Origin of the sequence: Streptococcus sp. FSL E2-3494 (genome assembly GCF_038007085.1) — a bacterium.
GTDB classification, from domain to species: Bacteria; Bacillota; Bacilli; order Lactobacillales; family Streptococcaceae; genus Streptococcus; species Streptococcus thermophilus.
In genome coordinates this window covers 1173977-1194514 of sequence record NZ_JBBOWN010000001.1, presented here as the reverse complement: position 1 = coordinate 1194514, position 20538 = coordinate 1173977, and the positions used below count along the sequence as shown (strand labels likewise).

Below are 20538 nucleotides of genomic sequence, written 5' to 3'. Positions count from 1 at the left end.
TGAACGCGGTAAAATGAAGTCAAGAAATCATCAAAGGAGAATTGATTATGACCCAGACAGTAGAAGAATTAAGATACCAACTAGAAGAATGGCTAGCACAAGGTTTTACAAGCCCTGAAGATAGAGCTAACTATCAAGCCTTAAAGGAGCAGTATGAGGATGAAACCCTTGATTACAGCTGTTCAAAGCGAGAAATTATTGGTCAATTAGAAGTTATCATCACCACTCGTGAGAATGACTTTCCAGACTTAGATGAAGTAACTAAAGAAGAGTATCTTGACCTAGTTGCCCAACTGGATGACCTAGACAAGGGGAAGGCAGATTATTATCGTAAGCAATTAACGTAGAAAGTGGTGTAGATATGTTAGAACAAATCATTCAAAGTCTTTTGATTATCGCAGCAACAGGACTAATTTTACTTGTCCTTTACCAGATTGCGAGGATGCTTGGAAGCTTATTTGTCATTGGATTAATTGGATTTTTAGCTTTCACAGAAGTCTATGGGCTTTACCTCTTTTTTACAGAACGATACCTCTATGTGGAAGATTTAGCCACCGATGGTATTTTGAGTTTTACCACTTTCTATATTGGTTTCAATGTGCTACTTATATTTGGACTTGTAGTCAAAGTGATTAGAAGTCGGATGGCATAGAGAAATGGGATTACCTAAGTTAGGTAGTCCTTTTCTTTATTGTGATAACTTTTTCAAGTCCATCTTGTTATGATGGTGCTATCTTATGGAAAAAGGAGATAGCACTAGTGATGTTAAATAAAATGAAGGCTCGGCTATTGATTGGTTTGGGTGGTTTAGCTGTGACTAGCTTTATGGTGATGATGGGTTACACCATTGGTTCTCAGTCTGTAACCAATCACACGCAGAAACAAATCCAATCTGAGGCTCAAAAATTACTGACCAAAGAGAAAGAAAAAGAGAAGGCAAGTGTCCTCTCTGATGAGTTAGTCAAGGAATTCCTCACCCAATACTATACTAAGGAAAAGCTGGGCGAGAATAACAACCGTATTAAACCCTATATGACAGATTCTGCCTTTAAGGAAGAGGTAGCTCGTCAAGAAGATTCCATCAACCAGGTCTATAAAGACTATATGTTGGATTATCGCTTTGAGTCTGCCAATATCTATGTCAATACAGAAGCAAATGAAGCTTTTGCGGAAGTGTCTTATCAGGTTGTTTACGTGTCAGATGTCAGTGATAAGGCTCAGAAAAGCACACAGACAGAAACCACCTCTCTTAAACTATCTTATGCCAAATTGTCAGATAAACTCCTTGTCAATCAGGTAACCATTTGGAATGGCAAGCTAGAGGACTTGAAAGAGTCTTCTGATGAAGTAAATTCAAGCATTCCAAAGATTCAAGGCACTACTACAAGTGAGACCAACTAGCAGGAGTTTATCTTCTGCTTTTTTGATAAGGAGATGAGATGACAAAAATTGAAAAAGTGAAACAAAAGGCGATTTTAGACGTAGCAGAAAGTCTAGGTTATTCGTTTAAACACCTATCAGGACAAGTCTATGAACATCCAGAACACGATTCCTTTCGGATTTTTGCGGACACCAATACCTTTAAATGGTTTTCACGTGACGTACAGGGAGATGTGATTGATTTTGTTCAGTTAATGACGGGAGTGTCTTTTAAAAAAGCCTTGTCTTACCTTGAAACTGGAGACTTTGAACAAGCTAAGGTAGTCGAAGAGACTTACCAACCCTTTCGTTATTATCTAAGAGAAGAACCATTTGACCAAGCACGAACTTACTTAAATGATATTCGTGGTTTAAGTGATGACACTATCAATGCTTTTGGCAGACAAGGTCTATTAGCACAGGCTCATTACCAGACAAAGACCTTTCAGGAATCAGTTCTTGTCTTTAAGAGTTACAATCATCTTGGCCAACTAGAGGGGGCAAGTCTTCAAGGGCTTGTCAAAGATAATCAGAGACATGATCGAGGTTACCTCAAGAAAATCATGAAAGACTCTCATGGCTATATAGGGATGAGCTTTGATATTGGAAAACCGAAACGCCTTATCTTTTGTGAATCGGTGATTGATATGATGAGTTATTATCAACTCCATCAGAAGCAGTTATCAGATGTTCGTTTGGTTTCTATGGAAGGTCTAAAACTCTCTGTGATTGCGTATCAGTCATTACGATTAGCAGCTGAGGAACAAGGCAAACTTGCTTTTTTAGATACTGTCAAACCAAGTCGATTAACGCATTACCTTCATGCTATACAAGAGACGACTACTTTCTTTCAGACGCACACAGGGTTATTAACCTTAGCTGTTGATAATGATGAAGCAGGGCGAGACTTTTGTCAGAAATTATCTGATAAAGGACTTCCCATTGAAACAGACTTACCACCATTACAGGAACTGGAAACTAAAGCAGATTGGAACGATGTTGTGAAAGGTCATAGTAATCATTCTTTAAAGGACATGATACAATCTGCCAAGTTACAAGTTATCCGAAGCAATTCTCCGCCTAGAAAAAATACCGCTTTAGAATTGTGATAACAAAATCAAGTTTCTTAGCTTAATCTAGAAAGTGATAAGGAGGACACCCTATGAGTGTGATTGAACGCCTAGCCGAAAGAGTAGCTAGGCAAGAGGAAAAAGTTGCGAAAGAAACGGAAAAATTAGAAACCTATCGTAGTCAATTACAAACAGCGATGTATCAAGCCTTTATCAAACGCCAACAAAATAGTCCCTGGACGTTTGATGAAGCATTGACGCAAGCCTTTGGCCAAGATGAACAAGAACTAAAACCATCAGATAATAGAAATGAGGAATAACACATGACAAAAGATTGGACCTTTGACCAACCCTTAGATGATAACACACCGACATCTTCCACAGAAGAACGTGCGAAGATTGCGGCACTATTTCATAAAGAAAACCAAGAGGGCGCTGAAGACGTTGATTATGTGGCAGCCTTTGAAATGGAACAACAAAAGTCTAAAAATCAGATGGCTCCACAGCAAAAACCTCAAGAGCAATCCACACCAAAAGAGGTGTCCTCCTCAACCATTACAAACGACTACAAGAAACATCTAGCCGATGTGATGGCTAAGAATAATGAGGACAATCGTCAAAGTCTGAAGAAAATTGAAGAGCTGCACCAGTTGATTGATGACAAAAATAAGCAAAATAAGAAATTACAAGCCATTTCAGTAGCCATTGATGACTTGTAAGTATAAGCAGTCCTCACAAGGGCTGCTTTTTATGGGGAAAGAAGATGAAGTTATTCAAAAAGCAAACGCATAACCAAGATAGTTTTAAACGACTCATTCATCGCTTATCAGGAATGTCTGAAGCCGACTTACATAAGGTCAACCAATTATTGGATGTCGTTTTTGACGCTACAAGTCAAACTAACCGAGATGAAAAAATGTCTCCTAAAACTATACCAAAGGAGCCTATATTAGATGAGACCATTACTGAAGCTAAGAATACACTGAAGACTGAGCAACTTGAAAAGCGGATAGAGCAGTTTAGGCAGGCAAAGAAACCGAAATAAATTTTCGAAGTAAGTTCTGTTTTTGGCAAAAATGTAGTAGTAACTTGTATTCATATTAGACTGTTGGATTTGAGGTTCCTTCAATATTAAATATTTGTGAATTGGTATTAATGGTCATATTCATAACAAAGCCTTCAGCGTCACAACGCTACCACCTATTTGTTTTTTTTTAAACTAATTTTGTTACAATATTACTGCTAGGATTAATTTATTTCAATTAGGGAGAGTGTATGGTGAAGGGAATTAAAAATAAAATATTTAACGAAACAGATATATTGGATCAGTTAGCGATAAAGAACAGGGATGAATTAAAAGAGATTATTTTTCAGGGAAGTTTTTTAGTTAACTCAATTGATTTTTGTGAAGGGTACAATTATTATGAGTTATCTTTAACGATTCCGACTAAAGATGATTACATTGTTTTGAAGAAGGATTGTGACAAAGAAATAGGTTACTGGATAAAGGGAGAAAAAGCTGAAATCAGAAAACGCAAGGAAAAATTGGTTAACGATAAAAAATTTTTAGAGTTTTCGGAAAGGTGTCATAGAGGACATTTAATAGCTAAACAATTAAAATATTATACAAAATTGGGGGATTTCAATTTTTCAAAAAATAATCCCAAAAATATCTATCCTCAATGGGAGAATGCAAATATAAACCGAGCATATGGCACTAGCATCCGTGGACAGGCATATTTTGAGACTGAGATAATAAAATGGTTGCAAGAGGGAGTGGAACTATTCTATTATGTAAAACCAATTTTCAAAGAAGGGCAAGAAGATTATCCAATTGGAAATATATTGATAGCATTTGAGAGGGAGTATTTATCGTTATCGGAGCTTACAAATGACGAAAAAAATAAAAGATTTTGTGTGTTTATTCCAAATTATTTAGACATAACTAGTCTAACTTGATAAATTTTCAAGTGTTTGCCAAATAAATTTTAATAATTGAGCTGTCAAAACGGAGACTGAATGTTATAATAGTACCAAAGTATAGGAGGTGTGAGGATGAAAACGTGTGTAGGCTATGTTAGATATTCAGTTGATGTTCCTCATATGATTGAGAAACAAAAAGAGATATTAGTGGAGCGGGCTTCTCAGCTTCAGTTAGAACTGTTAGCTATTTATTGTGAAGTGATTGGCGATACTCAGCCTATACAAGATAGGCCAGAAATGACTAAAGCAATCAAAGACATTGAGAAAGCTAATGCCGATTATCTTTTAGTGACAAATGCTAATAGAGTGACTAGATCTGACTTGGGTGTGGCTTTTTTTGAAGAGACTATTTTAAAACCACTTGGTGCAAAGTTATTTGTCTGCAATGAAGCAAATGTCATCATAGATAGGACTATTAAATAGGTGTCTTAAAATAAAAAGGAGCAGTCAGTTTATTTGACTTGCTCCTTTTATGCTGTTACTTCGAAATGGATTTTTGATACACATATTTTTTTGTCAATTTACTATCATTTAGGTTTTCTATGTCAAAGATGAAATAATGATCACGATTGTCTTTAGCATTTTCTTTATTGAGCTTGAAATAGTTTTTAGCAGATTTCGCCATTGCCAACATGATATCATCTGTTAGAAAAGTCAGTGGTGTATCAAGTGCTGAGTAGCGATAGAAGTCACTTTCAAATTTACGGTAATTATCACTGAAGTAGTCCATCTGTAATTCGTTTTTATAAAAGTCAAGCTGATTCATGGTAGACCTCCTCAACTAATGTGATAGCTAGAATATCTTCTAAAGCGATAGCGATATGTCCGTCATTGGTTTTTAGAATGACCTCATTTGTTGAAAGAGTCGGAATGGTTCCGATAATAGTTTGATAGTCATTTTCCTGTCTTCTAGTCACCTGTATGGTCAATTGATTAGCGTAACTCTGACTGAGTAACATTAATTTTTGATTCAGCAATAGGTCAGAAAGGTAGCTGACTTGCTTATCATCATCTGATAAGGCAGAGGTATGTTCCGATAAAAAGAACCCCATCCACTTTTGCATGTTAACGTCTTGATAGTCTCTTGCGGATTGAAATGGTAAGTATGATCGGTCAATCATTGTAATCCCTCCAAGCCACCTGCTGAGTGGCCTCCTATTAGTTTACTTCTTGCAATATTCCTAGAACTGTCTAAGAGGGCAGTTCCTTTTTGAACCGCTAAAAAACCGAATTGGTCTCTAATATGGTCAATAGTTTGTTGTAACTTTTCTTCTTTTTCGGTTGCTTCGATATCATCAAATAATGAGATTAAGGCATAGCTTTCATCGACAAATCCTGAGTAATTGACTGCAATACCCCGAACGGCTCCTGACGTGTATTTTTTACGAAAAAGTGTTAGCACGGTATCGGTAAGCAGTCGTGTATGATTAGTAGGTTCTATCTTCATTTGAGCGTTGATTGGCTGTTTCATTTCTGTTTTAGAGTAGGTCACAAAGATGGAAACAATAGTAGCTTTCTGATGTTCTCGCCTCATTCGGATGGCAACTTGTTCAGCCATTTCACTAAGAACAATCTCAATATCACGCTGCTTGACATAGTCACGAGGTAGCACCTGAGAGTTGCCAAGCCCGTGTGACTTTGGTTTATAGGGTTGATGAACATTACTCTCGTCAACACCGTTAGCATGAAACCACAACTGGAGTCCAACCTTTCCAAATTCTTTTTTCAATCGATCAGGATTGCTATTGGCTAGTTCCTTGATAGAGGTAATCCCTAGTTTATGAAGGCGTTTCTCGGTTCTAGAACCAATTCCCCAAAAATCAGTTAGATGAGGGGTTGACCAGACTTTTGTTTCTACATCTTCGTAGGACCAATTGGCACGCATGGTAGGTGTACGCTTGGCTTCATTGTCTAGAGCGAGTTTGGCCAATAATGGGTTAGCGTTACTCATACCAATGGTAGAATAGATACCAGTCTTTTTCCAGATGTCATGTTGTAGTTTGGCAGAGACCACATCTAATTTTGCTTTTCTATCCATCTGTTTATCACTTACAAAGTAATTGAGTGAGGAGGTTAAATCAATAAACCCTTCATCAATGGAGTAGGGGAGAATATCTTCAGGAGCCGCATAATCTTGGAAAATATGTTGAATGTCAATATTTTTTTCGATGTAGCGATCCATTCGAGGAGGGACAATAAGCGTTCGCTTAGCCCAATGTTCAATATAGGAAATATAGCGTGGTGATATGTCTAAGCCTTGACGTTTAGCATTATAGTGGTCAAATTTTCTTGTGCTGATGTCAAAAGGTAAATCATAGGCACGTCCAACATTATTTTTTCCAAAGACTTTTTTGAACATGGGAGAAGAGGCTAAAATTAAGCCTCCAGAGTTATCTGCTCGACTCATGACACAGAGAGAGGTATGGAGGGGATTCAATCCTCTATCCACACATTCAACCGAAGCATAGAATGATTTCATATCAACGAAAGCTATATCAGACTGAGGTTCTTTTGAATAATCGATATAGCCCATCATCTTATCCTCTTTTAAGCATTTCTAATTGTTCCATGAGTTCTTGAATATGATCAGTAATATCATACTCTTTGAGATAGGGTGTAAAATAGATACGATTGTCTTTGAGATAAATCATTTCATTAACATTAACTGTCATGCTTAGGCTCCTATAACTGGCATAAAGTGGCTCACAACAAGCCCCACGATACGAGGATTGTCTTCATAAGGAATCCATTTATCCGGGTAGTTATCGTTGAGTGACACCATTCTAAAGCCATTTTCTTCTCGATAAAGTTTTTTTATATAGACAGAATCATTCCAAGATAGGGCGTAGACTGCACCATCGTAATCAAAACCACTAGCACGAATAAGGGCTATTTCACCATCAAGATAGATGGGTTCCATAGAATCTCCTTTAATCCAAGCAGCGATATCATAACCATACTGTTCTTCCTCAGCATAGACGGTCTCTGTCTCGTATTCATCAAAGAGTGATTCCCCAAGACCAGCAGAAAGTGAAACATCAGATAATACTTCCACAGCAAACAATGGAATAACATTATCATGTGATTCTTGCGCTTGAAGCAATCCTTCTGCATACTTATCAATCTTTCCTTGATTTTCTGTAGAGAGTTGGAGATAAGTATTCACAATCTTGTATTCCGATTCAAAATAGGTTGTTGGAACATCAAGTATTCTTGCAAGGGCAGAAAGATTTTTTTGATTAGGAACAGATTTACCAGATTCCCATTTATTGTATGAAGCTCTATTGATTTTTAACAGATTAGCTAACTCTGATTGAGAATACTGCTTTTCCATTCTACGTTCTTTAAGACGGCTACCAGAAAACATAAATCAAACCCCCCTGTTGCTTTATTATGCAACAATTATATCAAAAAATTTTTAAGATGCAAGTATTGATCTTTCTTAATTAATGATTCAAAGAAAATTTGTTTATTTAAAATAATCATTTATTGCTTGTCTAAGACCAACACTCTAATATTAAAGTTTTTTTTCATTGTGTTAGGAGTTTATAATTGAATTATTTTTACAAATTTTTGTGGAGGTGTTTTGCTTATGTTACAATTGTTTTAAGAAACATTTTGATAATTTTATTAAGTTACATATTACAATTTAAATAGATTCAATTGGAGGAATTAATATGGAATTGTCTTATCATGGTAGTGGTGCTGTGGAATTACAGGGTAAAAAAAGAGAGTGTCACCTTTATTTGAATGATGAAGATGGTGGAATATTGCTTGAAATAGAGGTTAAGGAAGCACTTCCTAGTACATTGGAATTGCCAGACCAAATTACTGAATTAAAAGTCGAATTATCAAATGGTGCAAAATTTGTATTATTTGATGTATTTCGTTCTAAAGGGGTTTCAAGTAATGTTTCATCTAGAACATCTGTTTTTTCTTTTGGTGCAAAATACTATGTGAGTGGGTTTCGGGATTTAAAAAAGTTTCAAAATAAATTTAAAAGTGTATTTTTTGAAATTAGTGGTGTAATGAGGTGGGGAGGAAAATCTGCATATTCGATTGGAGAAAACTATGGTGTTTATAATGATTCTGATAGCGGTACATTAATTTATGAAGATGATAACGTGAATATTAAATATCATGTTAGGGGTACGATGCTTCCTGTTCATGAGTCTGAATTATTTAAAGATAAAATTGAACTGATTCAAAGAACGTTAATTGAGATTGAATTCTCAAACGAAACCTTTTTAGATAATTTTTTTAACTTATTTGAAAAGATTAAAAGATTAATTGAATTGACACTTGTTGGAGAAATTGTTGTTCATAAAATTCAAGGGCTATCGAATTTAGAATTTGATTTATATGATAGTGAACATAAATTTTCTAGAACATTGGATATCATTAGCCCTATTATCAGAAAGGATAGATTTAAGGGAAACTATTATGGTAGGTATATACTAAAATCTTTTCTTTTAGATGATTTGCTAAAAAATAATAGTTTTAAAAATTATTTAGCTTCTTATCATAAATTAAAGCCAGTGATAGAGCTTTATATGGAATTGCTATATATGAATGGAATATCCCAAGTAAGACTATTTTTAAATGTTGTTCAAGCTCTAGAAACTTATCATGCTAGGTTTAAAGCAGGAACCATGAGAGAATTTAAAGACAGAGTAAAAACATTAACAGATGGTCGAACAGATGGTATGGAAAGTTTTCTATTGGCAAAATCAAAGAGTTTTATTACTCTTGAAAGTAGGCTTGCTGATTTAATGCTTGCAGAATATCAGGTATTTTTTATAACTGGTGACATTAGTATGTGGGAGTTTCCATTTATCGTTGCTAATACTAGAAATTATTATATTCACTATGATGAGTCAATAAAAGAAAGAGGCAAAGTTCTATCCGAAGAGGAATTAACAATCTGTAATAATTGTTTGTTGATAATTTTAGATTACTATATTTATTCGGAATTAGGTTTTTCGGATCATCAAAAATTAAAAGAAAAGCTAGTTCAAAGATGGGGAGATGTTAGAACAACTTTAAGTATCAAAAAAGCTTTTGAAGATAAATATGGAAAAATGAATAAATAAACTAAATACAGAGCTATTAGCTATTGTTTCACCTATATTCACTCTATTTTTGTATGTTCTATTTAGTCGTCTGATAACTTAATTTTTAATGATTGATGATTAAATTCAAAAATATAGATGTAATGAATGTTACTTTCGTTTATTGAGATTTATTGTCATCGTATCATTGCTAGGTTTTAAAGAGAGCTGTTTAGCTCTCTCTTTTTTTTCATACTGTGATAACTTTTCCAAATCATCCCTGTTATCCTAATATCATTCCTAAGAAAATCAAGTTTTGATTTTTCACTGGGGGTTTGGGGGCGAAGCCACCAAGTTATCTTATCGTTGGCTGTCAAAACTGGAAGGTTTTGGTTAGCTGGCGATATGATTTTTTGGGTATTGTGACCACAATGCCTGAGCTCGCAAAGACCGAACAAGGGCTTTAGGAAATTTCCCGTATGATACACGGGGGCGGGTCTTACCCGATAAAGGATGAAGGTGAGGTAAAAAGATGTCTGAACAGTACCGTGATATTCGAAAAGAGGTAAATTTAACCTCAGATGAACTAAAACAGATTGAAAAGATGATGGAGGTTGATAAGTATCGTCACTTTTCACCATTTGTGAGAGACAAAATTTTGATGACTGATAATAAACAGTTGGTTGCTAAAGAATGGTTCTCCCTTTGGCAATCTCAAAAGTTAGAACAGATTTGTCGTGATGTACATGAAGTTTTGATTGTCGCAAGAGAAAATCACCAAGTGACCCAAGAGCATGTGTCAATCTTGTTAACCTGTGTTCAAGAATTGATTGCGGAAGTGACTCAGACTCAGCCACTCAGTCGTGAGTTTCGTGAAAAATATATTGGTTAGGTGGCTGCTATGGTTTATCGTTATCGCACTAATCTCAAAAAAGTATTTCTAACAGATTCAGAATTACACCAATTGAATGAGCGAATTGCTAAGAGTCACTGTCAAAATTTCTCAGTATATGCTAGAAAAGTTCTGCTTAATCCCAATATGTCCTTTGTCACGATTAACACTGATACCTATGAGCAGTTAGTGTTTGAATTGAGACGGATTGGAAATAACATTAATCAAATTGCGCGTGCGATCAATCAAAGTCATCTGATTTCCCAGGAACAGTTACAAGAATTAAGTAAGGGAGTTAGTGAGTTAATTACTGGCGTAGAGAAAGAATTTCAAGTTGAAGTGAAAAGACTGAAGGAGCTCCATGGTAGTCACTAAACACTTTGCGACACACGGAAAAAATATCGTAGGCGTTTAATTAAGTATATTCTCATTCCTGATAAAACGGACAATTTGAAATTGGTATCTGATTTTGGCATGAGCAATTATTTAGACTTCTCTAGCTATGAAGAAATGGTAGAAATGTACAATGTCAACTTTACCAATAACGACAAGTTGTACGAATCCAGAAATGACCGACAAGAAAAACACCAACAAAATATCCATGCTCATCACCTCATTCAATCATTTTCTCCTGAAGATAATCTGACACCTGAAGAAATTAACCGCATTGGTTATGATACCATGATGGAATTAACAGGAGGTCGCTTTAAGTTTATCGTAGCGACTCATACAGACAAAGATCATGTTCATAATCACATCCTAATCAACGCCATTGACCGTAATTCAGATAAAAAGTTGATATGGAATTATGCCTTGGAACGAAACCTTCGTATGATTTCAGACCGCATTTCTAAGATTGCTGGAGCGAAAATTATTGAAAACCGTTTCTCCTACCGTGACTATCAAAAATATAGGCAGTCTAGTCATAAATTTGAATTGAAGCAACGTCTTTATTTTTTGATGCAGCACTCAAAGTCCTTTGATGATTTTTTAGAAAAAGCGGTGCAGTTACATGTTCATATTGATTTTAGTCAGAAGCATAGTCGATTCATGATGACAGATAGAGCAATGACAAAACCAATTCGAGGACGCCAACTCAGTAAACGAGATTTATATGATGAAGAATTTTTTCGTACACATTTCGCCAAACAAGAGATTGAAAGTCGATTAGAATTTTTGTTGAACCGTGTTAATTCTTTAGAAGAGTTACTAACAAAAGCAAAAGAATTGAATCTAACCATTGACTTAAAACAAAAAAATGTAATCTTTATACTTGAAGAAAGTAGAAAGCAATTCAGTCTGAGTCATAAAAAAATAAGTGATAAGAAATTATATGATGTCAATTTTTTTCAAGATTACTTTAAAAATATGGAAGTTGGTGATTCAGAAGGATTAGAGAATTTACAGGAACAGTACCATGCTTTTCAAGAAGAACGAGATAAGGAGAAGGTAGCCGCTGAAGAAATTGAGGAAGCCTTTGAGGAATTTAAGGAAAAACGAGATGCCGTTCATGAATTTGAAGTGGAACTTGCAGAGCACCAAATAGAGAAGTTAGTTGATGCGGGGATTTATATCAAAGTGGCATTCGGTATCAAACAGAGTGGTCTTATTTTCATTCCCAACTATCAATTAGATATTCTTGAAGAAGAGAATCAGACAAAATATAAAGTCTATATCCGTGAGACAGCCTCATACTTTATCTACAACAAAGAACATTCGGATAAGAATCAGTATATAAAAGGACGAACCTTGATTAGACAGCTAACCAACGATAGTCGAGTAATACCATACAGACGACCGACTGTTGAAAGACTTCAAGAAAAGATTTCTGAGATTAACCTCTTGATTGAGTTAACAGAGATAGACAAAAAATACCAGGATGTTAAAGACGAGTTGGTCACAGAAATAGCAGAGCTAGATACCAAACTGAATCAAACCAATGAAAAAATCGCCACCTTAAACAAGATGGCGGAAGTGCTTATCAACCTAAAGAGTGAAGACCCGAGTAGTAGAAAACTAGCTAGGTATGAATTTTTAAAACTGAACTTAACAGAATCAAGCACATTAGAACAAGTGACTGAAGAAAAATATATGTTACAACAGGAACTCGGTAATGATATTGATAGGTATGAAGCACTCATAAAAAGCTTGGAAACATTTGTGAATGTACTGAATAATAAGAAAATAAAATTAGTATCACAAAATATTAACTCAAAATACAAAGAAATAGTTTGCCCTGTTGTAAAATGAGGTGTAACAAATATATCTAATTACAACGGGAAATCAATATTGTCATTATCGCTAGCTACCTATGGGGTGCTTCAATAAGGGTGTCAGACCTACCGCAGAATCCACCATAATCTTTTTCTTGATTAGTTCTCAGAGTACCTAGTTTTTGTTGCAACTGCAAAGTTTTGCTCAAAGTTTTTAGAATATGAACCATTTTATGGTCTTAGACCATTATCAAACATGCTCTTTCAGATTGAAAGTTTTCCTTGCGCATTGCACCAAACCATTTGTAATACTTATAATTTAAATGATTCGATTGAGAAAATTAATCGAAACAGTTCCATCAAGTCTAGAATAGTTTGAAATCGAATATTTACGCTGACGAAACCTTTGGACACTCAAAATTAGAGTGAAAGTTATTTTACGACTTATCCAGTTATGCTTGAAACCAGTCAAAAGGAATATAGTATGAGCGTAAAAGCTCATATGCTTGGTTACCTAATATAACGGATGTTTATTAATTTAATCCTAAATAAGTTTTAATTTTGTTTTCAAGAAAATCAATATGTTGGTTAATTTTAGATTGTTGCTCATGAAGTTCATCAAGTTGAAAAAATAGTAGCCTAAGGCGTTGAGGAATTGTGGAGTCTCCTTTGTATCTTAGGTAAGCATATTCTTGCATATTTTTAATAGACATTCCAGTTTTTTTTAATCTAATGATGAATTGAGTCCATGCAATATCAGAATCATCATAGTATCTACGATTATTTTCTTCTCTATGTGAGTAAATTAATTTTTCTTGTTTATAGTATCGAAGAGTTGGAACAGAAAGTCCAGTTTTTTTAGCAAATTCTCCAATAGAATAGTGAGTCATAATACTTCACTCCTTTATTTTTTGATTATTTTAGCATAATTTTTAAAAAATTTATAGTTTTCTCTTGACATAAAGTGCACTTTACTATGTAAAATACAAAGCATCAAAGGAATTTGATAAAAAGCTAGGGAAGGAGGTAATACCATATGGATGAGGAGGAAAGACGAAAAATTGGTTTGAAGTACCTGAAGACCATAGATGGAGAAGTTGGCGATGAAGTCATAAAAGCCCTCGATGGAGTAGCAGAAGATATTGGAAATTATATTTTAGAATTTGTTTTTGGAGAAATTTACAATCGTAAATCACTTGACCTAAAACAGCGAGAAATGATTACTATTACAAGTTTGTTATCTCAGGGTGGAACACGACCTCAACTTAAAGTTCATATTAATGGAGCTTTAAATGTTGGTCTAAGTCAGGAAAAAATTCTTGAAACATTTATCCAATGTATCCCATATGTTGGTTTTCCAAAAGTTCTAAATGCTGTTTAAGTGGCAAAAGAAGTATTTAATGAAAGGGAAAAAATTAATGAAATTTAAATTGACAAATTTAGGTACCCCGTCTGAGAACATTATTTTATATAGAAATAGTACTGAATTAGCAAAAATTTTATCAGTATACGGTTCGTTAATTGAAGAAGTTGAAAAAGACGGGAAAGCTTTGACTCCAGAACAATTATTGGCTATTCAAAATGATTTTGAGTGGGATTATTTATCACCCCAAGAGGCGTACGGGTTGATTGATATGGTTAAATTGCCAATAGATATCCAATATAAATTATCTAATAATGGAACCTATTTGCCTAAAGAGCTAGCTCATAAGGAAAATCAAGAAAATGTTCTTTTGTCTGAATATGAAACCTTTGGTAAGAGTATTGCATTTAGAGCTTACTCGGATTGGAAAGAATTAGATAGTGATCATATGTCCGACCATGTTGATGGCATAAAACTATTTGAGATTATTCGGCAAGGAATGTTAGCGGCGTTTCATATTAATAATCTTAAGTATGATTCATCCTTAGCCTTAACAAATTTGAAGATTGAATATTTCCAATATATTGAAACATTTATCCCATTCGTTGTTCATATTATCCCTATTAACAAATCCGACGGAGGAGCGATGTACATTGTTTTTGGCGTATACCAAGAGGATAAACTAGTTGCGAAAGGTTACCTTGGAGCCTATGCCTTTAGAACAAAAGAAGCATATAGAAATAAGAGAAAACTGTTAAAGGAAGGAGCTTATAACATTGCAGAAAAAGGAAATTGGCCAATTATTAAGTTTGAAAAAGAGATTATCTGATTTTAAACTTCTTGCTTTAGACATGGATGGCACAAGTCTTGATTCAAGTGGAAAACTACCGATAGAATTAATTAATTTTGTAAATAGAGAAAACTTTGGGGATTTAATAATAGTTTTTGCGACTGGTAGAATGCCTCTTGCGGTTTATAATTCACTAGAAAGACTAAATATTTCTAAGGTTGTTATTTCACATAATGGTGCTGTAATTTCAAACTTAGAGAATGGAAAATGCTATTATGAAAATCACGTTCCAAGTGAAATTGTTCAATTTTCTATTGAATTACATAAACGATTTCAAGTACCTCTACATTTGAATTTAACTAATGAAGTCATAACTGATAAAATCACTTCAATGTCTAAAGAATATGCCAAACATTTGGGTATTAATATAAAAAAAGGTGAGTTGTCAACAATAGAAGAAACTGTAATCTCTTTGTTATTTCTTTCCGAGAAAAGTGAACTAGATAATATTTTAAGACAAATTATGGACAAATTTAAAAATTTTTCATATGTTTTAATTCCAGATAAAAGTTTCTGGCTGTTACAAATTCTTCCTGAAAATACATCTAAAGGGGAAGGTGTCACTCATTTTGCTAAGATTTTAAATATACTCAAAGAGGATATTATATCTTTTGGTGATAGTTATAATGATATTGAAATGCTATTGAATTCGGGTATCGGTATTGCAATGGGAAACTCATGTGAGGAATTAAAAGAAATTGCTGATTACATTACACTAAGTAACGATGAAAATGGGGTGCTAAAGGCCTTGCAAAATTTACTATTATAAGGAGGAGAAAATGCCATTATTAACTATTATTTCAAATAAAAACTTTTCATCTATTGAGAAGCAAGAAATTATGAAAGTTGCTACAGATTTTGTTATTGAAGAATGGAATGTACTTCCAGATAAAATTCAAGTACATATATCAACTGTAGGAGATGACGAAGTTTCCAGGGGTGGTGTATCACCCATTAATTCACAATTTGGAATTTTAAGTAGACGTATCTCCATTAAGTCAGATGATTATTACGCCTCCCCTAGTCTCATTTCGGATGTAGAGAAGCTTGTTATGATTTCGATTGATACGTGGACAGGATTATCACTTGTAAGCAAAACCAATCTAGTTAATAAATTAACACAGTATTTTATGACAAAGCACAAAATATCTGGTGATAATACAGTTATTTATATTAGAGAAATCATTCCTGAGAATTGGTTCCAAAATAGCATTAGTGGAAGGAATCCAGATTTTTTAAATAAAAGTCGAGAAGTTAAGTAGATTTATTTGCGTGAATACAAGGAGGAAATAACTATGAACTTAAAAATTAAAAATGCCCCTTATCTTGCTGTGATGGAGTGGGAAGTAGAAAAAGGAAAATTAGATGAAGCTGCAAATGTATGGACCAATAGTAAGGTATCGAATTTTTTTGAAAATTCTGTTTTATATAAAGGATTAACTAAAAATTCTTTAGTTGTTTTATATGAAGTAAAGGATTTTTCTGTTATTCAACAATTTGTAGAGAGCAATGAATTTAAACAGTTTGTTAATGATCAATCAAAATATATGCAAAGTGATTTTCATCAGTCTATTGTCGGATTAGTAGAAGAAGTTCTTGAACGTAAACAACTTATTCCGAAAACAAAATACATGCAACTGCGTTCAATTGAAGTTCCACTTTCTAATATTGATTTTTATTTAGAATGGAGGAGACGTCGTATTTTTGAATTTGTAAAAAGAAATGATAAAGTTACTTCATTTTTAGCATTTCATTCAGTTTTCTCTACTGTTCCGGGAGTACTATTTGTTACTGAATTTGAAGGAAACCCTGATGAGTACAGAGCTAGCTTTTTGACTGATGAGTACAAACAAATTATTAAAGAAGCAGGTCATGATCATATTAAAAGTGGTGAGCAAGGACTACAAACTTTTGAATATGAAAAGGTAGAATAATGAATAAAAAAATCGCTATTGTAACAGGTGCTACAGGAAGTATAGGATATAAGATTGTAGAATCATTAATTTTGAATAACTATAAAGTTATTGCCATTGCTCAAAATTTATCAAAATTGAAAAATTTACAAAATTATTCACCAGATAATATTGAAATATACTCTGTTAATCTTAAAAATTTGTCGGATATAGTTCATACCTTTCAAAGTATAAAAGATAAGTACGATACCATAGAATTATTGATTAATAGTGCTGGGGGTGGGCCATTAGGAGGAATCCAAGAAATATCAGATATTAACTGGATAGAAAATATTAATTTAAAACTACTAGGATATATTAGGGTATCTCGAGAAGTTATTCCCCTTATGAAGAATGCGAATAATGGTAGAATTATCAATGTCGTAGGTACTTTTGGGAAACAGCCAAGTCCATTTTTTATAGTAGGTTCAGTGATTAACGCTGCATTGCTGTCTTTTACTAAAGCTTTATCACTTGAGTTAGCTGGAACAAATATTACAGTTAATGCGGTGAACCCAGGAGCAGTCCAATCTTTACTCTGGAAAGAAACAATTAATCAAATTATAGCTTCCGGAAAAAAAGAATTACTTTTTCTGACAGACCCGTACTTAAAGTTAGTTCAAACGGAGGATGTTGTACGAGCTGTATTATATTTAGCAGATGAAAGGAATAATATAATAACAGGAACTTCAATAAATGTTGACAATGGTGCGTATTCAGGATTTTGATTTTGTTTCTAAAAATAGAAAAGAAGTGACAGATATGAAAAGAGTATTTATTGTAGGTGCTAAAAGAACGCCTATAGGTAAATTTGGCGGAAACCTATCAACTTTTTCAGCTTCAGAACTAGGAGCGAAAGTGATATCAGCAGTGCTAAAACAATCCAAATTGCCTAAAGAAAAAATTGACCAAATATTGATAGGAAATGTGTTGCAGGCAGGTCAAGGACAAAATCCAGCTAGAACAGCAAGTCGTTTAGCTGGCCTTCCAGAATCCATACCAGCAATTACCATTAATGATGTGTGTGGTTCAGGCTTGTCAAGTGTTAATTTAGGTGCCTCTCTTATTATGTCAGGACAAGCTGAAGTTGTTTTAGCTGGAGGAATGGAGAGTATGTCTAATGCTCCATACTTATTAGATAAAGCAAGATCAGGATACAAAATGGGGGATGGTATTTTAATTGATTCCATGCTAAAAGATTCTCTTACTGATTCTATTGGAAATTACCACATGGGAATTACAGCGGAAAACATTTCGGCTAAATACTCTATTACAAGGGGAGAAATGGATAAATATGCTGTTGAAAGCCATCAGAAGGCTACCTATGCAACAGAACATGGAAGCTTCAAAAATGAAATTGTTAATATTGTAGTGGAAAATAGTAGAGTAAGGTCCATAATTGAGACTGATGAAAATATTCGTCCTGATACAAATATTGAAAAATTAGCAAAGCTAAGAAGTGCTTTTAAAGAGTCAGGAGTAGTCACCGCTGGAAACTCGTCAAGCATAAATGATGGTGCTTCTATCCTTATGCTAGTTTCAGAAAAAGTTCTTCATAATTACAAATTAACTCCTTTAGCAGAATGGATAGATTCTTCGTTAGTAGGCTTAGAACCTCAATTAATGGGGATGGGACCAGAAATTGCTGTAAAGAAATTGTTAATTCAACAAAACATGGATGTAAATGACATTGATATTTTTGAATTGAATGAAGCATTCGCTGCACAATCGATAGCTTCCATAAGGCAATTGGGAATCAATGAAATGGGCAAGGTTAATCCTAAAGGTGGAGCTATTGCTTTAGGGCATCCAGTTGGAGCTTCAGGAAGCAGAATACTGACCACTCTAATATATGAGTTGATTGAAAATAAAGTTAATTATGGAGTCGCTTCTCTGTGTATAGGTGGAGGAATGGGGTTAGCCACTCTTATAAAAAATGAAAATAGCAATTTTTAAAGGAGAAATAGTGTGGAACAAATAAAGAATTATACTTGTATTACTGGGGCTAGTTCTGGTATAGGAGCGGAGGTAGCAAGACAATTTGCAAAATTAGGAACGAATCTTATTTTAATTGCTCGGCGTCAAGAACGACTAGAAAAATTGAAGCAAGAGATTTTGGACCATTATCCGGATTTAGATGTTGTTATTAAAGTTGTTGATTTATCGAAATCCAGTAATGTTTTCGCTCTTTATGAAAGTTTAAAAAAATATCACATTACTACTCTAATAAATAATGCTGGTTTTGGAAATTATGATAAGGTTGAATCTCAAGATTTAGAAAAGATAATAACATTAATCCATCTAAACATTGAAGCTTTAACAATTCTATCAACTCTATATGTGAGAGATTATAAAGATTGTAAAGGCGCTCAATTGATTAACGTATCATCTAGAGGCGGATACATGATGGTTCCAAATGCAGTTACATACTGTGCAAGTAAATTTTATGTCAGTGCTTTTACAGAAGGCTTGGCATTGGAACTAGAGGCAAATCAACATCAATTAAAAGCTAAGGTTTTAGCTCCAGCTGCCACAAAAACAGAATTCGGTCAACTTGCTACAGATTTGAAAGAATATGATTATGATGAGCATTTTGCTAAATATCACACAAGTGAAGAGATGGCACAATTTTTGATGGAATTATATCAAAGTCACAAAGTTGTTGGTTTAGTTGATGTTACAAATTTTGAATTTCATCTTAGCGGACCATTGTTTAATCACTAATTTATTAAGACAATTTTTTCTGCGGTTTGGCAAAAACTTCAGAAAGTTCATGACAATCTGTATAACGAGTGGATTGAATAGTAGCTATAAGCTACATTACCAGCCAGTGCCTTAAGACGCTGGCTTTTACTTTGTTTAAGCTATCCTTTGGATTAACGTACTGACTTCAATCTTAGTGCTATCAAAAAAGTATGTCTCTATTTATTGAAAATCATGCATTTTAAAAAAGCCTCACTTATTGTCGTTAATAACGTGTTTATTTGACTGATTATTCGGCTCAACTATTTGGAAAATAAGGAAAAAACGATATGGTATGTACACATCCACTTTGTGTGTGATAAACTATGTGTCTTTTGCACCACGTTTTACTTCTGTGGAGCGAAACGGACCGAAAGTCACATAGCAGAAAAGGCATAGAATTACGTTATCAATAAAGTAATTCTATACATTTTTAGAGTAATCATTCTTCAATAAAAATACTTAAACATCAATCAAGTTTTGAAAGGAATTTTGTATCAGGATTCAAAATGTGTCCAATTAGGACAATTTTGAATAAACTCTTACATTCTAATCTATACTATTTTTAGGAGAAAACTAGATGTGATGTATCAGCGTTTAAGAGATTTGAGGGAAGACAATGACCTTACTCAGAAACAAATTGCTACCTATCTTTCTTTTACTCATTCAGCCTATGCTAAAATTGAAAGAGGGGAAAGAATCTTGTCAGCAGAAGTCTTAATTAAACTGTCAAATCTATATAACGTTAGCATTGATTATTTGCTCGGATTAACAGATTTTCCTCACCGAATCAAAAATAATATTAAATAGTCTCTCCTTGATTTGTACATTGACAATTGAATAAACCGAGGTGGGACTTTCTTATTTGTCGAGCAATTTAGTGAGATACGCCGTGATAGGAGCGAAAATTATTAGCTAAAAAATAGAGTGGTTCTCTATCTGCCATGACCACAAATAAGGACAATGATACTTCTGAACGTTCAGGCGCACGTTGTGGCTTCGG

Annotated in this window: 27 protein-coding genes and 1 pseudogene; 22 read left to right on the top strand and 6 right to left on the bottom strand. The window is 34.1% G+C overall.

Annotation, left to right across the window (positions count from 1 at the left end):
• The first annotated feature begins 47 nt into the window (after positions 1-47).
• The 9 genes from NST05_RS06230 to NST05_RS06190 all read left to right on the top strand — a co-directional run bounded on the left by NST05_RS06230 (position 48) and on the right by NST05_RS06190 (position 4895).
• Positions 48-347 carry a DUF5962 family protein gene (locus NST05_RS06230; RefSeq protein WP_010730315.1) on the top strand — a complete coding sequence of 100 codons (300 nt, stop codon included), beginning with the start codon at positions 48-50 and terminating at the stop codon, positions 345-347.
• 14 nt (positions 348-361) lie between these two features.
• On the top strand, positions 362-652 hold the full coding sequence (locus NST05_RS06225) for a DUF5966 family protein (protein WP_260224030.1): 291 nt from the start codon (positions 362-364) through the stop codon (positions 650-652).
• Between the two features lie 110 nt (positions 653-762).
• Positions 763-1401 (top strand): hypothetical protein, encoded by a 639-nt coding sequence (locus tag NST05_RS06220; RefSeq protein WP_010730313.1) that lies wholly within the window; start codon positions 763-765, stop codon positions 1399-1401.
• A 38-nt stretch (positions 1402-1439) separates the two neighbouring features.
• The gene (locus NST05_RS06215) at positions 1440-2528 is read left to right on the top strand and encodes a DNA primase (RefSeq protein WP_340742936.1); all 1089 of its coding nucleotides are present in this window, start codon (positions 1440-1442) and stop codon (positions 2526-2528) included.
• A 53-nt stretch (positions 2529-2581) separates the two neighbouring features.
• Entirely contained in the window at positions 2582-2809 is a 228-nt protein-coding gene (locus NST05_RS06210; RefSeq protein ID WP_010730311.1) for a DUF5965 family protein, read from the top strand.
• Between the two features lie 3 nt (positions 2810-2812).
• Positions 2813-3208, top strand: coding sequence for a DUF5945 family protein (locus NST05_RS06205; RefSeq protein ID WP_010730310.1), 396 nt, complete (start codon positions 2813-2815; stop codon positions 3206-3208).
• Positions 3209-3252: 44 nt separating this feature from the next.
• Positions 3253-3534, top strand: coding sequence for a hypothetical protein (locus NST05_RS06200; RefSeq protein ID WP_010730309.1), 282 nt, complete (start codon positions 3253-3255; stop codon positions 3532-3534).
• Between the two features lie 230 nt (positions 3535-3764).
• On the top strand, positions 3765-4448 hold the full coding sequence (locus NST05_RS06195; RefSeq protein ID WP_010730308.1) for a DNA/RNA non-specific endonuclease: 684 nt from the start codon (positions 3765-3767) through the stop codon (positions 4446-4448).
• Between the two features lie 96 nt (positions 4449-4544).
• Positions 4545-4895 carry a recombinase family protein gene (locus NST05_RS06190; RefSeq protein WP_039670967.1) on the top strand — a complete coding sequence of 117 codons (351 nt, stop codon included), beginning with the start codon at positions 4545-4547 and terminating at the stop codon, positions 4893-4895.
• Between the two features lie 55 nt (positions 4896-4950).
• Here NST05_RS06190 and NST05_RS06185 read toward each other — a convergent pair whose 3' ends face one another.
• The 5 genes from NST05_RS06185 to NST05_RS06165 are packed head-to-tail and all read right to left on the bottom strand — an operon-like array spanning position 4951 to position 7839.
• Positions 4951-5238, bottom strand: a complete 288-nt coding sequence (locus tag NST05_RS06185) for a DUF5960 family protein (RefSeq protein ID WP_003085340.1) — start codon at positions 5236-5238, stop codon at positions 4951-4953.
• Positions 5225-5593 (bottom strand): hypothetical protein, encoded by a 369-nt coding sequence (locus NST05_RS06180; RefSeq protein ID WP_039670966.1) that lies wholly within the window; start codon positions 5591-5593, stop codon positions 5225-5227. Before NST05_RS06180 ends, NST05_RS06185 begins: the two co-directional genes overlap by 14 nt.
• Entirely contained in the window at positions 5590-7005 is a 1416-nt protein-coding gene (locus tag NST05_RS06175) for a Y-family DNA polymerase (RefSeq protein ID WP_340742991.1), read from the bottom strand. The genes NST05_RS06180 and NST05_RS06175 overlap by 4 nt, the downstream gene beginning before the upstream one ends.
• Positions 7006-7009: 4 nt before the next feature.
• Positions 7010-7144, bottom strand: a complete 135-nt coding sequence (locus NST05_RS06170; RefSeq protein WP_010730304.1) for a hypothetical protein — start codon at positions 7142-7144, stop codon at positions 7010-7012.
• Positions 7145-7146: 2 nt separating this feature from the next.
• Complete coding sequence (locus NST05_RS06165; RefSeq protein ID WP_010730303.1) at positions 7147-7839, bottom strand: helix-turn-helix domain-containing protein; 693 nt, start codon at positions 7837-7839, stop codon at positions 7147-7149.
• Between the two features lie 310 nt (positions 7840-8149).
• Between NST05_RS06165 and NST05_RS06160 the strand changes: the two genes are divergently transcribed.
• The 4 genes and pseudogenes from NST05_RS06160 to NST05_RS06145 all read left to right on the top strand — a co-directional run bounded on the left by NST05_RS06160 (position 8150) and on the right by NST05_RS06145 (position 12665).
• Positions 8150-9565, top strand: coding sequence for a HEPN domain-containing protein (locus tag NST05_RS06160; RefSeq protein WP_010730302.1), 1416 nt, complete (start codon positions 8150-8152; stop codon positions 9563-9565).
• A gap of 490 nt (positions 9566-10055) precedes the next feature.
• Positions 10056-10415, top strand: a complete 360-nt coding sequence (locus tag NST05_RS06155; RefSeq protein WP_044979926.1) for an SAG1252 family conjugative relaxosome accessory protein — start codon at positions 10056-10058, stop codon at positions 10413-10415.
• A 9-nt stretch (positions 10416-10424) separates the two neighbouring features.
• Complete coding sequence (locus tag NST05_RS06150) at positions 10425-10790, top strand: MobC family plasmid mobilization relaxosome protein (RefSeq protein WP_212575954.1); 366 nt, start codon at positions 10425-10427, stop codon at positions 10788-10790.
• Positions 10777-12665, top strand: a pseudogene (locus NST05_RS06145) (SAG1250 family conjugative relaxase). Before NST05_RS06150 ends, NST05_RS06145 begins: the two are co-directional and overlap by 14 nt.
• Before the next feature lie 496 nt (positions 12666-13161).
• On the opposite strand, the gene NST05_RS06140 reads toward NST05_RS06145, so the two are convergent.
• Positions 13162-13518 carry a MerR family transcriptional regulator gene (locus NST05_RS06140; RefSeq protein WP_340742935.1) on the bottom strand — a complete coding sequence of 119 codons (357 nt, stop codon included), beginning with the start codon at positions 13516-13518 and terminating at the stop codon, positions 13162-13164.
• Between the two features lie 146 nt (positions 13519-13664).
• On the opposite strand from NST05_RS06140, the gene NST05_RS06135 reads away from it, so the two are divergent.
• The 9 genes from NST05_RS06135 to NST05_RS06095 all read left to right on the top strand — a co-directional run bounded on the left by NST05_RS06135 (position 13665) and on the right by NST05_RS06095 (position 20345).
• On the top strand, positions 13665-14009 hold the full coding sequence (locus NST05_RS06135; protein ID WP_340742934.1) for a carboxymuconolactone decarboxylase family protein: 345 nt from the start codon (positions 13665-13667) through the stop codon (positions 14007-14009).
• Between the two features lie 19 nt (positions 14010-14028).
• Positions 14029-14820, top strand: coding sequence for an AfsA-related hotdog domain-containing protein (locus tag NST05_RS06130; RefSeq protein ID WP_340742933.1), 792 nt, complete (start codon positions 14029-14031; stop codon positions 14818-14820).
• Positions 14768-15610, top strand: coding sequence for a Cof-type HAD-IIB family hydrolase (locus tag NST05_RS06125; protein ID WP_340742932.1), 843 nt, complete (start codon positions 14768-14770; stop codon positions 15608-15610). The genes NST05_RS06130 and NST05_RS06125 overlap by 53 nt, the downstream gene beginning before the upstream one ends.
• A gap of 10 nt (positions 15611-15620) precedes the next feature.
• Positions 15621-16103, top strand: coding sequence for a hypothetical protein (locus tag NST05_RS06120; protein WP_340742931.1), 483 nt, complete (start codon positions 15621-15623; stop codon positions 16101-16103).
• A gap of 33 nt (positions 16104-16136) precedes the next feature.
• Positions 16137-16775: a hypothetical protein gene (locus tag NST05_RS06115; protein WP_340742930.1), complete on the top strand. Its 639-nt coding sequence runs from the start codon at positions 16137-16139 to the stop codon at positions 16773-16775.
• Positions 16775-17521 carry an SDR family oxidoreductase gene (locus NST05_RS06110; RefSeq protein ID WP_340742929.1) on the top strand — a complete coding sequence of 249 codons (747 nt, stop codon included), beginning with the start codon at positions 16775-16777 and terminating at the stop codon, positions 17519-17521. The genes NST05_RS06115 and NST05_RS06110 overlap by 1 nt, the downstream gene beginning before the upstream one ends.
• A 34-nt stretch (positions 17522-17555) precedes the next feature.
• Positions 17556-18749: a thiolase family protein gene (locus NST05_RS06105; RefSeq protein WP_340742990.1), complete on the top strand. Its 1194-nt coding sequence runs from the start codon at positions 17556-17558 to the stop codon at positions 18747-18749.
• 12 nt (positions 18750-18761) lie between these two features.
• Positions 18762-19517: an SDR family NAD(P)-dependent oxidoreductase gene (locus NST05_RS06100; RefSeq protein WP_340742928.1), complete on the top strand. Its 756-nt coding sequence runs from the start codon at positions 18762-18764 to the stop codon at positions 19515-19517.
• Between the two features lie 603 nt (positions 19518-20120).
• On the top strand, positions 20121-20345 hold the full coding sequence (locus tag NST05_RS06095) for a helix-turn-helix domain-containing protein (protein WP_340742989.1): 225 nt from the start codon (positions 20121-20123) through the stop codon (positions 20343-20345).
• Positions 20346-20538: the final 193 nt, after the last annotated feature.